General features: G+C 73.2%; 6 protein-coding genes and 1 pseudogene. All 7 read left to right on the top strand.

From position 1 onward, the window contains the following. Positions 1–368: 368 nt before the first annotated feature. Positions 369–629: pseudogene (locus tag CF165_RS54065) on the top strand (AfsR/SARP family transcriptional regulator); the annotation flags it as partial. Then, entirely contained in the window at positions 606–2,141 is a 1,536-nt protein-coding gene (locus CF165_RS54055) for an AfsR/SARP family transcriptional regulator (RefSeq protein WP_500676255.1), read from the top strand. The pseudogene CF165_RS54065 and the gene CF165_RS54055, both read left to right, overlap by 24 nt. Beyond that, entirely contained in the window at positions 2,138–4,054 is a 1,917-nt protein-coding gene (locus CF165_RS08560) for a RiPP maturation radical SAM C-methyltransferase (protein ID WP_093946883.1), read from the top strand. The genes CF165_RS54055 and CF165_RS08560 overlap by 4 nt, the downstream gene beginning before the upstream one ends. 37 nt (positions 4,055–4,091) lie before the next feature. Further along, positions 4,092–4,394 (top strand): acyl carrier protein, encoded by a 303-nt coding sequence (locus tag CF165_RS08555; protein ID WP_093946882.1) that lies wholly within the window; start codon positions 4,092–4,094, stop codon positions 4,392–4,394. Further along, positions 4,381–7,671 carry a non-ribosomal peptide synthetase gene (locus CF165_RS08550; protein WP_093946881.1) on the top strand — a complete coding sequence of 1,097 codons (3,291 nt, stop codon included), beginning with the start codon at positions 4,381–4,383 and terminating at the stop codon, positions 7,669–7,671. The genes CF165_RS08555 and CF165_RS08550 overlap by 14 nt, the downstream gene beginning before the upstream one ends. Next, the gene (locus tag CF165_RS08545; RefSeq protein WP_093946880.1) at positions 7,668–10,538 is read left to right on the top strand and encodes a type I polyketide synthase; all 2,871 of its coding nucleotides are present in this window, start codon (positions 7,668–7,670) and stop codon (positions 10,536–10,538) included. Before CF165_RS08550 ends, CF165_RS08545 begins: the two co-directional genes overlap by 4 nt. A 1-nt stretch (position 10,539) precedes the next feature. Further along, complete coding sequence (locus CF165_RS08540; protein WP_093946879.1) at positions 10,540–13,122, top strand: amino acid adenylation domain-containing protein; 2,583 nt, start codon at positions 10,540–10,542, stop codon at positions 13,120–13,122. Positions 13,123–13,151 lie beyond the last annotated feature (29 nt).

Genomic DNA, 13,151 nt, shown 5'->3' with positions numbered 1-13,151 from the left:
CTGCCGCCTCGGTGATCCTCACCCGAACGGCCGATTTACTCGCCATTCGAATACGTTTCAGCCATCGAATGCTGTCATTGCGCGGACGGTCCCCCGCTCTCCAAGACAACACTGGCGGGTGCCGCTGAGCGCGCGCTGATTGATCGCTGAGCTCCCGTCGAAAGCGCGTCCTCCGCGCGCTATCATCGGCCCGGCAAACCTTTCCACTCCATGGGGCAGACCAGTCGACGTCACCCCGGCGCGAAAGACCGGCCCATCGGCCGTCCTTTCAAACCCGGCCATCCGCAGTCCGAAGAATTCCTTGAATTCACCGGGCACGGGATGCGACGCCCTCCCATTGAAAGCGCCGGAATACGGCCGGGGGTCAAATGGAATTCGGGCTGTTGGGTCCGGTCGTGATCTGGCACGAGGCACGCCAGCTGGCATTGGGCAGCGCGCAGCGCCGCTGCGTCCTGGCGATGCTGCTGCTGAAGCCCGGCCAGGTGGTGCCCATGCAACGGCTGCGCGATGCGCTCTGGCCCGGCCGGCACGTGCCCGGCACCGCCCGCAACGTCATCCAGGGCTGTGTGTCACAGCTGCGGAACACCCTGGCCGCGGACCCGGCGATCCGGCTCGTCCACCGCTCGCCCGGCTACCTGCTCGACGTCGACCCGCGGCGGGTCGACCTGTACCGCTTCCGGGAGCTGGTGACCGCCGCGAAAGAGACCGCCGACGACCACGCGCAGGCCGAGCTGCTCGGCCGGGCGCTCACCCACTGGCGCGGCGAGCCACTGGCCGGCGTCGAGGACTCGACCATCACCGCCGCCGTCCGCTCCGCGCTCACCGACGAGCGGCTGGACGCCGAGGAGCACCGGGTCGAGGCGCGGCTGCGGCTGGGGCACCACCGCGAGGTCACCGGCGAGCTCACCGTGCTGGTGGCCGCGAACCCGCTCCGGGAACGCCTGCGCGGGCTGCACATGCTCGCGCTGTTCCAGTCCGGGCGGCACGCCGAAGCTCTGCGCGCCTTCGCCGAGGCCCGGTCGGTGCTCGTGGACGAGCTGGGCATCGAGCCCGGCCCGGAGCTGCAGCGCCTGCAACAGCGCATCCTCGCCGCCGACCGGACGCTGCTGAAGTCCCCGCAGCCACGCGAACCGCTCGCGCCGGTGCCGCGGCAGCTGCCCGCGCCACCCGGGCTCCTGGCCGGCCGGGACGACGAGCTCGCCGCACTGCACGAGGCCGTCGCCGACCCGCGGGTCACCGGCGTGGTCACCGTCGAGGGCGCCGCGGGCACCGGGAAGACGGCCCTGTCCGTCCACTTCGGACATGAGAGTGCCGGCGCGTTCCCCGACGGCCAGCTGCACCTCGACCTGCACGGGCACACTGGCGCCGGTCCCCTGCCGGCCGTCGAGGCACTCGCCCGGCTGCTGCGCGGGCTCGGCCGCCCGCCCGCACCGGGGGCGACCAGCGCACAGGAGCTCGGCGCCGCCTACCGGTCCGCCCTCGTCGGCAAGCGGATGCTGATCCTGCTGGACGACGCCCGCGACGCCGACCAGGTCCTCCCGCTCCTCCCCGGCGCGCCGGGGTGTCTCGTGCTGGTCACCGGCCGGGCCGGGCTCGCCGCGGTGGACGCGGGCCTCCGGCTGCGCCCCGCCCCGCTGGCCGAGCCCGCGGCGCTGGCCGTGCTGGCCCACTGGGCGGGCCCGGACCGGATAGCGGCCGAGCCCGCCGCGGCCGCCGCCATCGCGGCCGCGTGCACCGGGCTGCCGCTGGCGCTGCGGATCGCCGGCGCCCGCTTGGCCGCCCGGCCCGGCCTGCCGATCTCGGCGCTCACCAGCCGGCTGACCGACCCGGATCGCCGGCTCGACGAGCTGCGCGCCGGCTCGCACTCGGTCCGCGCCGCGTTTTCCGCCAGCCTGCGGGTCCTCGACGCCGGCGACGAGGCGGACCGGCTCGCCGCGCGGGCGTTCCGCCAGGCCGGCGGCGGCGGGCTGCCCGTGATGTCCGCGGCGGACACCCACGCCGCCGCCGAGCGGCTCGTCGACCACCACCTGCTGGAGCCGGCGGGCCCCGGCCGGTACCGGATGCCGGAGCTGCTCCGGCTCTACGCCGCGGAACTCGGCGGTACAGCGCCCCCACCCGAACCCCCGGAGGGATCCCGATGACCCGGATCGCGCTCGTCACCATGCCCTTCGCGGACTGGCGCAAACCGTCGTTCGCGCTCAGCCAGCTCGCCGCGCTGACCCGGCGTGAGTTCGGCGACGCGGCCGAGGTCGAGGTCCGCTACCTCAACTTCGACTTCGCCGAATACCTCGGCATCGACACCTACGACGCGATCGCCGACGGTGTCCAGCACCTGATGACCGGGATCGGCGAATGGCTGTTCCGGCCGGTGGCGTTCCCCGATGCCCCGGACAACGCCGAGGACTACTTCCGCCGCTACTACCTGGGCGCGCAGTGGCGGGAGTTCCGCGAGCACATCGTCGAGCGCCGCGCCGGCATCGCCGCCTTCTGCGCCGAGCTCGCCGAACGCCACGACCTGTACTCCGCCGACGTCGTCGGGTTCACCTCGATGTTCGCCCAGCACGTGGCCAGCATCGGGATGGCCAGGGTGATCAAGGACCGCAACCCCGCCGCGACGACGCTGCTGGGCGGGGCCAACTGCGAGGCTCCGATGGGCGCGGTCATCGCACAGGAGGCCGACGCGATCGACGCGGTGTTCTCGGGCCCCGCGCTGCACACCTTCCCGCAGTTCCTGCGGCAGGTACTGGACGGTGCTCCCGAAGGCGTCCACACGATCCCGGGCGTGCTCACGGCGAAGAACTGCCACGATCCCGCCTACCGGGACACGGTGGGGCGCGAGCGCGACATCGACGACTTCTTCACCCCCGACTACACGGGCTTCGTCGCGGGTTTCGACGCCCATCGGGACCGGCTCGGCGGACCGGAGACCGCGAAGCCGATCCTGTTCTTCGAAACGTCGAGGGGCTGCTGGTGGGGTCAGCGCTCGCATTGCACGTTCTGCGGGCTCAACGGCCTCGGCATGGCCTACCGCTCGATGGCGCCCGAGCACGCCCGCGCGCAGTTCGAATGGCTGTTCGAGTTCAGCCCGTGGTGCGACGAGTTCGTCTGCACCGACAACATCATGCCGAAGTCCTACCCGAAGGAAGTGTTCGCGAAGCTCGACCCGCCCGCGGGCGTCTCCCTGTTCTACGAGATCAAAGTCCCGATGAGCGAGCACGACATGGCCGTGCTGAGCCAGGCCAAGGTGACCCGGATCCAGCCGGGCATCGAGGCGCTGTCCACCGGCACGCTCAAGCTGATGAACAAGGGCACCACGGCGTTCCTCAACCTGCAGTTCCTGCGCAGCTGCCTCGGCCACGGCATCACGCCGGAGTGGAACCTGCTGCTCGGCTTCCCCCGAGAGCCCGAGGAGGTCTACGCCAAGTACGTCGAAGACATCCCGCTGCTGACCCACCTGCCCCCGCCGAACGGCACGTTCCTGGTGCGGTTCGACCGGTACAGCCCGTACTACACGCAGGCCGAGGAGTACGGGCTCGAGCTGACCCCGATGGACTTCTACCCGCTGATCTACCCGTTCGCCGAGGAACAGATCGCGCGGCTGGCCTACTTCTTCACCGATCGCCGGGTCTCGCCCTACATGCGGCATTCGATCACCTGGCTGCGGCCGGTCACCGAGCAGGTCGAGTACTGGCAGGCGCGATGGGCCGACCAGGACGTGCCGCCGGAGCTGGTGCTGCGCTCGGACGAGAACGAGCACTGGGTGCACGACACGCGGGACGGCACCGTCCGCACGGTGCCGCTCGAGCCCGAACTGCTGCCGCTGCTGCGCCGCCTTTCCGCGCCGGTCAAGGAGGACCGCCTGGCCGCCGACCTCGGCCGAACCGCCGAAGCCGTCGCTGCGCAACTGGCCTACCTGCGCCGCCACCGCCTGCTCTTCGCCGAAGGCGACCGGGTGATGAGCCTGGTCGTGCCGCCGCCGGGAGAACCGGCCGGGGAGCCGGCACCCACCGTCGTGGCGCGGCGCGAGCTACCGCTGGTCGAGGTGCGGCGGTGACCGGCGGGAAACCGCTTCCGGCGAAGGGGAAAGCCAGATGCAGCCACCACCCGCGAACCATCGTCCCGAGGACCTCGGCGAGCCGCTCGGGCCGCGGACCGACCTCGAGTCGGAGCTCCTCGAGCTCTGGTCGGAACGGGTCGAGGTGCGGCCGCTCGGCGTGACGGACCACTTCTTCGCGCTCGGCGGCGATTCGCTGCAGGCCGTCCGGCTCGTGGCGGCCGCGCAGCGGCGCTACGGCGTGCGCATCGACCGGCGGCGGCTCTTCGCGTCGTTCACGGTCACCACCATGGCCGAGTTGCTCGGTGAAGTCTTCGGGAGGACGCATGACCCGGCTTGAGGACTGGCTGCCGCTGGTCAGCGCGGTGAGCGGGATGCCGCCCGCCGAGGTCGCGGCCCGCCTCGGCGACAGCTCGTTCGTCGGCCTCGGCGGAAGTTCTCTGGGGGCCATCGAGCTGCTCGCGCTCGGCCAGCGGCAGCTGGGGTGCAGTGTGGACAGTGCACGGCTGATCGGCCCGGAGCCGCTCGGGACCGTGCTGTCGGCGACCACGCCCTACCTCGCGCCGCCGCCACCGGCGAGCCGGGAGCCGGACCGGCCCCTGCTGCCGGGCCAGCGGGCGATGCTCGCCGCGCACCTGGCCGGCACCGACCGGCCGTACCACCTGATGTTCAGCCTCGAGACCGGCGATCCGCTGGAAGAGGACCGCACGGCCGAGGTACTGGCGGAGCTGGTGGCCCGCCACGAGTCGCTGCGGACGATGTTCGTGGCCGAGGGAACGGCCCAGTGCCGGCGCGTCCTCCCGCCCACCGAGCGGCCCCGGATCTTCCACCAGCACCTGCCGTCCGTCCACAGTGTACAGATCGGCCACGAGCTCTACGCCGGGGCGAGCGACACCCTGCTCCGGCCGTTCGAACGTCCGCCGGTGGTGTTCGTGCTCGGCCGGACCGGCCGCGGCAGCCTGCTGACGATGCTGATCCACCACGTCCTGGCCGACGGGTGGAGCATCGGGCTGCTCTGGCGCCAGTTCGGCGAGCTGTACCGCGGTGAACCGGCCGCTCCCGGCCGGTCCCCCGACCAGGTCGCCGACCGGAACGCGGAACTGACGTCCTCGGGCGCGCTCGACGAGATCACCGCGCGGGCGGCCGATCGGCTGGCCGGGGCACCGGCCGTGGTGTCGCTGCCGTCCGACGCGCCGCGGCCGCCGTCTTCCGACGGCCGCGGCGCCCGGCTGGTCTTCCCCCTCCCCGAGCCGCTCGCCACCGCGACCGGGGAACTGGCCGCCCGCTGCGGGGTCACGACCACCGCGGTCCTGATGTCGGCGTGGGCGCTGACCGTCGCCCGGCGGACCGGCCTCGCCGACTTCTTGCTGGGGCTGCCCGTGGCGGGCCGGTTCGGCGCGCACACGGCCGGCGTCGTCGGGCTCTGCACCCGGGTCGTGCCGGTCCGCTGCCGGATCGACGACGCCGGCAGCGCCGAGGCCTGCGTCCGCGGTGTCAGCGCGGCGATCGCCGCCGCGACCGGCGACGCCGACGTGCCCTTCGAACACCTCGTCACCGCGCTCGGCGAGGACCCCGATCCGGCGCGAAACCCGCTGGCCCAGATCGGGTTCGCCGCGCACGACCAGCTCGTCCCCGAGTCGATCGGACCGGACTGGCGCGTCCACGAAGGCCACTGCGGCGGGTCGGTGTTCGACGCGCTGCTCTACGTCCAGGCCTGGTCCGGCAGGCCCCGGCTGGCGCTGGAGTACGCGACCTCGGTGCTGAGCCCCGCCGACGCCGGCGATCTCGCCGAATCCTTCGAAGCCGGATTGGCGGAGCTGACGGCGCACCCCCGGCGGCCGCTCGGCCACGCGCGGACGATCTCCGCCGGCCAGCGTGCCCGGCTCGACCGCCTGGGCACCGGCCGAGCCGTCGACAGCGACGGCGACCTCTGGCGGGCGTTCGAGCGCACCGTCGCCTCCACGCCGGAAACCGTGGCGATCAGTGACACGCACGCCGGCGTCACCTTGACCTACGGGCAGCTGCACGCCTTCGCCTCGGCGCAGGCCCGGCAGCTCGCCGCGGCCGGCGTCGAGGCGGGCGACCGGGTGCTGATCGACCTGCCACGCTCGGCGAGCGAGGCCGTCGGCGTGCTCGCGACGCTGCGGCTCGGCGCGAGCTACGTCGCCATCGACCCGGCCGCCACCCGGGAATGGCGCGCGCACGTGGCGGCGACCGCGGCACCGAAGGCGCGGATCGGGCCGGAAACGGCGATCGACCTCACCCGGCCCGCCCCGGCCGGACCGGCCCTGCCGGAGGTCACCGGGAAGACGGCCTACATCGCGTTCACCTCCGGCTCGACCGGCCTGCCGAAAGGCGTCGTCGTCACCCACCGCGGCGTGCTGCGGCTGGCCGCCGACCCGGACCTGTTCGTCCCGGCCGCGGAAACCCGGATGCTCCGCCTGGCGCCCCTGGCCTTCGACGCCTCCACGCTCGAACTCCTGGTCCCGCTGGCGAACGGCGGCACCGTCGAGGTGTTCCCGCCCGGCGAGCCCGCGCCCGCCGCGCTGGCCGGGTTCCTCCACGACCGGCCGGTCACCCACGCCTGGCTGACGTCGGGCCTGTTCCGGATCGTGGCCGAACACCGCCCGGACGCCTTCAGCGGCGTGCGCCAGGTCTTCACCGGCGGGGGCGTGGTGTCGCCGCCGCACGTCCGGCGCGTCCTGGACCGCTGCCCCGGGCTGCGGGTGACCAACGGCTACGGCCCCACCGAAAACACGACGTTCACCACGACGCACACGGTCGACGGTGCCCACCAGGTCGGCCCTGACCTGCCGATCGGGCGGCCGGTGGCCGGGACCGGGGTGGTCGTGCTCGACGCCGCCGGCGGGCTGGTCCCGCCGGGCGGGATCGGCGAGCTGCACACGACCGGCGCCGGGCTCGCCGAGGGCTACCTGGGTGAGCCCGTCCAGACCGGCGAGGCCTTCGCCGACCGGCAGGAGACCGGGCTCCGGACGTACCGGACCGGGGACCTGGCCCGCTGGGGTTCCGACGGCACGCTCCACTTCCACGGGCGCCGCGACCGGCAGGTCAAGATCGCCGGCCACCGGGTCGAACTGTCCGATGTGGAGCGCCGGATCGCGAGCCGGGACGGCGTGCTCGACGCGCTGGTGTTCCTGTCCGAAGAGGACCGGCTGTGCGCGGCGGTCCGGACCGGGGGCGTGTCACTGGCCGTGATCCGGCAGGCGGTCGAGGCCGAACTGCCCGCATACGCCCGCCCGCAACGGTGGCTGGCCGTCACGGAATTCCCGCTCACCCGCAACGGAAAAGTGGACCTGCGGGCACTGTCCTCCGAAACGCTCCCGGCGGTCGCCACGACCGACGCGGAGGACGACATCGCCGCGTTGGAGAAGATCATCGCGGACGCCTGGGCCACGGTGCTCGGCACCGACGACTTCGACCACGACGAGGGGTTCTTCGACGTCGGCGGCGACTCGCTCCGGCTCGCGCTGGTCCGGCACCAGCTCAGGGAACGGCTGCCCGGGCAACCGCTGCCGCTGGTGGACCTGTACCGCTTCCCGACGGTCGAGTCGCTGGCGCGGCACTTGTCGGGGGCACCGCCGGGCACGGGCGCATGAGCGGGCAGGACATCGCGGTGATCGGGTTCGCCTGCCGGTTCCCCGGCGCGGGCGACGTCTGGCGGTACTGGTCGAACATCGAGGCGGGGCGCGTCTCCATCACCACGCTGACCAGGGAGGAACTGCTCCGCAACGGCGTCCCGCAGTCCGAAGTGGACGATCCGTGGTACGTGCCCTCCCGTGGCCGGATCGACGGCGCGGAACACTTCGACGCGGACTTCTTCGGCATCACCCCGAAGGACGCGGCACTGACGGACCCGCAGCACCGCCTGCTGCTGCAGACCGCGTGGGAGGCGCTGGAAACGGCCGGGCTGACGACGAACCGGCCGTTCGGGCGGGTCGGCGTGTTCGCCGGCTCCGGGTTCGGCCACTACCTCGTCCACAGTGTGCTGAAGGACCCGGACGTCACCGGCTCGCACGGCCTGCTCGCGGCGGTGCTCGGCAACGAAAAGGACCACCTGGCCGCGAAGATCGCCTACCGGCTCGACTTGGGCGGACCGGCTCTGACCGTGCAGACCGCGTGCTCCACCTCGCTGGTCGCGGTGCACCTGGCGTGCCAGAGCCTGCACACTGGCGACGCGGACGTCGTGCTCGCCGGTGGCGTGTCCGTGCCGTTCCCGCAGGACACCGGTTACCTGTACGAACCGGGCGGGGTCCTGTCGCCGGACGGTGGCTGCCGCCCGTTCGACGCCACCGCCGCCGGCACCGTGCCGGGTGGCGGCGTCGGCATGGTGGTGCTGAAGCGGCTCGACGACGCGCTCCGCGACGGCGATCTCGTGTACGCGGTGGTCAAGGGCTCGGCGATCAACAACGACGGCGGCGCCAAGGCCGGGTACACCGCACCCGGGGTGCGGGGCCAGCTCGACGTGCTCAGCAGGGCGTACGCGAACGCCGCGGTGGCACCGGAAACCGTCGGCTACGTCGAAGCGCACGGCACCGCGACCGAGGTCGGTGACGCCATCGAGCTCGCCGCGCTGACGGAGGTGTTCGGCGGCCGCGACCGGCCCTGTTCGCTCGGCTCGGTGAAGGCCAACATCGGGCACCTCGACGCCGCGGCGGGCGTCGCCGGGTTCATCAAGGCCGTGCTGGCGCTGCACTTCGAGCGGATCCCGCCGATGGCGGGCCTGACCCGGCCGCGCGCCGAGATCGACGGCGGCACCACGTTCACCCTGGACTCCCGGGCGCGCAAGTGGACGGACTCCCGGACCCGCCGCGCCGCCGTCAGCGCCTTCGGTCTCGGCGGAACCAACGCGCACGTCGTCCTCGAAGAAGCCCCGGCTCGCCCCGGCCTCGTGCCGCGGACGCGGCAGGCGACCGCGGTCCTCACGGTCTCCGCCCGCACCGCGGCGGACCTCGAGGCGGCGAAGGCGCGGCTCGCGGCGCATTTGCGCGCTTCGAACGACGTTTCGGTCCACGACGTGGCCCTGACGCTCCAGTCCCATCGCCGCCATTTCCCGTACCGGCACGCCGTGGCGGCCGAAGACGTGCCTGCCGCCGTCGCCCGGTTGGCGGATCCGCCCGGCGGACCAGCCGTCAAGCGGCCCGATCCGGTGTTCCTGTTTCCGGGCCAGGGCTCCGAATACGCCGGGATGTCGGCGGAACCCTACGCCTGTCACCGTTCCTTCCAATCCGATGTGGACAGTTGCGCCGAGGCCGCCGTGGCCATCCTCGGGTTCGACCTCCGCGAAGTCCTCCTGGATCCGGACGCGCCGGCCGAGCGCGTCCATCGCACGGATGTCGCCCAGCCCGCGCTGCTCGTGCACGAATACGCGCTCGGACGCCTGCTGGTGTCCTGGGGGGTCCGGCCAGCCATCCTGATCGGACACTCCGCCGGCGAGTACGCCGCCGCCTGCTTGGCCGGCGAGCTGGACGTCGACGACGCGCTGAACCTGGTGGCTCTGCGTGGTGCGCTCATGCAGGCGGCCCCACCGGGCCGGATGCTCGCCGCGCTCACCGACGAGGAGGTCGCCCGGCGCCAGGTCCGCGAGATCGGCGGGCTCGACCTCGCCGCGGTCAACGGCCCGGACAACGTCGTCCTCTCGGGCACCGGCCAGTCGATCGAGGAGCTGCGAGCACGCTTCGACCACCTCGGCGTGCGGCACCGGATGCTGCCTGCTCGCCGGGCGTTCCACTCCCGGATGATGACCGGCGCCGCCGACCGGCTCCGGTCCGCGCCGGCCGCGGCTCGCGGCCGGGCCCGGCGGATCGACATCGTCAGCGCCCTCGACGGCTCACTGCTCCCCCGCGGTGCCCGTCGCGACGCCGGATACTGGGCCGACCAGGTCGTCGCGCCGGTGCGGTTCCTCGAGGCTCTGCGGACCGGCCTGGCGACGGCAAGCCCGCTGCTGGTCGAGGTCGGGCCCGGCAAGGCGCTCACCGCTGCCGCGCGAGCGGTTCCCGAGGCGCGCGACGCCGCCAAGATCGCGGTGCAACCCGACCGCGCGAGCCCGGTCGTGGCCGCCGCCGGCGCTTTGTGGACGGCCGGGGCGAACCTCCGCTGGGACGACATCCGGCAAAGCCCGGCCGCCCGGGTACCGCTGCCGACGTACCCGTTCGCCCGCAACGAATACCGGCTGCGGCCGGTGGCACCCGAGCCGGTGCCGCAACCCGCACCGGCCGAGCCGGGTTCCGGGTCCGAGCCGGTCCTGGCGCAGGTGATCGAGGTCTGGCTGGACCTGCTCGGGACCGTCGGAGTGCGGCCCGGGTCGGACTTCTTCGACCTCGGCGGCGAGTCGCTGCTGTTCGTCCGGATGGTGGCCCGGCTGCAGCGGCGGTTCGGCGTCCCGCTCGAAGTGGACGCGCTGGCGGCCACCCCGACCCCCGCGGCGATCGCCGCCGTCATCACCGCCGCACCGGAACGGAACTGACATGGCACCGACCGTGGAGCAGCTGACCGGCCACAGTGGATCGCCGGCCGTCGTCGTCACGGACTTCCAACCGCTGTCGGCGCAGCGGTCGCTGGCCGCGGAGCTGAGCGCGGCCGCCGGGGACCTCGCGATCCTGCGGATCGACGCGGTCCGCGATCTGGCGGGCAGCTACTCCTACCGCGGTCTGGACGAGCTCGCCGAAACCTACGCCGGCCTGCTGGCGGGCGCGGAGGTCGGCTGTGTCGTCGGCTACTGCAGTGCCTCCGGGCTCGCCGAACGGATCGCCGCGCGGCTCGGCGGGCTGCCGGTCGTGCTCGTCAAGCCCACCCGGCCGACGCTCGAGCAAGCCGTCGCCGACTTCGGCGGCTTCGCGGCGAAGCTGGGCTCGTCCGCTGACGGCCTGTCGTTCGACCCCGGTCCGGGCGGGGCCGAAACGCATGCCGCGATGAACCGCGCGCTCGCGGCCGCCCTGGCCGAATGGGCGCTGGCCGAGGACATCGACGCCGACGAGGTGGAACTGCTGGAGACCGAGCTGCTCGCGCGGTTCGACGGCTGGCTCGGCTTCCTCCTGTCGGCCGCACAGCACCCCGACCCGCTGCCCCAGCGGCAGGTCGTCCCCGGCGTCGAACTGGACGAAGACATGGTGGCGGCGACCGTGGCCGCGATCGAAGGGATCCACGCCGAGCGGACCCTCGGCGTCGACGGCGACACCCTGCTGGGTGCCGCGTGCGCGGTGCTGATCCACCGCGTAACGGGACGAGAGAGGGTCGTGGTCGGGTACGGCGAGCACCGGACCACCGTGCGGCTCGGCCCGGACACCACGTTCCGCGAGGTGCTCGGCCGGCTCCGCGGGCCGGACCGGGACGAGGACGCCTGCGACGTGGTCGTGCGGGAGAGGGTCGTCACCGCGGACCGGACCGGGGTGGTGACCGGCGAACGCCTCGGCACCGTGCTGCCCGCCCTCGTCCGGCACCCGGACCGGGCGATCCGCCACGCCGAACTCGTCGGCGCGGGTGAACGGCAGCGGCTGCTCGCCTTCAACCCCGCGAGAACACCCTTTTCGGATCGTCCGGTGCACGAGATGATCCGGGACCAGGCCCGGCGATCACCCGAGCGGGTCGCCGTCCGGCTCGGCCCTGCCGAACTGACCTACCGCGAGTTCCTCGACCAGGCGGAGACCGTCGCGGACCGGCTGCGCGGCGAAGGCGTCGAACCAGGCAATGTGGTCGCGCTCTGCGCCGAACGCAGCCCGGCCATGGTCGTCGCGATCCTCGGCATTCTCCTGGCCGGGGCGGCCTACCTCCCGCTGGAGGGCACCCATCCCCCGGCCCGGCTGTCCGCGATGGTGGAGACGGCCGGGGCCGCGGCGGTGCTGGCCGACGGCCACCACCGTGCCGCGGTCGCCGGGCTCGGACCCGCTCTGTACACAGTGGACGGACAGCCGCTCCGCGGCCGGGCTGCCGGGCACGTGATCGCCCCGCCGGCCCCCGACAGCGCGTACGTCATGTTCACCTCCGGGTCCACCGGCACCCCGAAGGGGGTCGAGATGACTCACCGGAGCCTCGCGAACCGGCTCACCTGGATGCAGGACACCTACCGGCTGACGGGGCACGACGTCGTGCTCCAGAAGACGCCCTACACGTTCGACGTTTCGGTCTGGGAACTCCTGTGGCCCCTGATGTCCGGCGCCCGGCTGGTGCTCGCCGAACCGGGCGCGCACGCCGATCCCGAGGCGATCGTCGAGGTGATCCGGCGCGAACAAGTGACCACCGTGCACTTCGTGCCGTCGATGCTGGCCCTGTTCGCCGCCGAACCGGGGGTCGCCGACTGCCGGTCACTGCGGACCGTGATCTGCAGCGGCGAAATACTGCCACCCAAGACGGTCAACAAGCTCACCTCGGCCCTGCCCGTGCCGGTGCACAACCTGTACGGCCCCACCGAAGCGGCGATCGACGTGACCGCGTGGGCCTGCCGCCGTCCCGAGCCGGACACCGGCGTGCCGATCGGCCGCCCGATCGCCAACGTCGCGGTCTACCTGCTCGACGAGGAACAGCGCCTGGTACCGCTCGGCGGCCGTGGCGAGCTGTACCTCGGCGGCGAGTGCCTCGCCCGCGGCTACGCCGGCCGCCCCGACCTCACCGCGGACCGCTTCGTCGAGATCACCGTGGCCGGCGCGCCCGAACGCGTTTACCGCACGGGGGATCTCGGCTGGTGGACCCCGGACGGCTGCCTGCACTACGCCGGCCGCTCCGACGACCAGGTGAAGATCGGCGGCAGGCGGGTGGAGCCCGGCGAGATCGAAGCCGTGCTGCACGGACATCCGCGCGTCGGCAACGCTGTGGTCGTCCTGCGCGGCGGCGTCCTCGTCGGCTACGTCGTCCTCGTCGGCTACGTCGTCCCCGACGGCGACGAGCCGCCGGACGAAACCGAGTTGCGCGATCACCTGGCCCGGCACCTTCCCGGCTACATGGTGCCCGCCCGGTTCGTGGTGATCCCGCGCGTGCCGACGACGGCCAACGGCAAGCTCGACCGGGCCGCCCTGCCGGAGCCGGGCCGCCGACGGCGAACCGCGAGAAAGGCCTAGCCCCAGCACCTCGCCGCGGGGTTGCCATG

The sequence above is a fragment of the Amycolatopsis vastitatis genome (assembly GCF_002234595.1).
Lineage (GTDB): Bacteria > Actinomycetota > Actinomycetes > Mycobacteriales > Pseudonocardiaceae > Amycolatopsis > Amycolatopsis vastitatis.
Note: the sequence above shows the minus strand (reverse complement) of the source record. Positions and strands in the feature narration are given on the sequence as shown.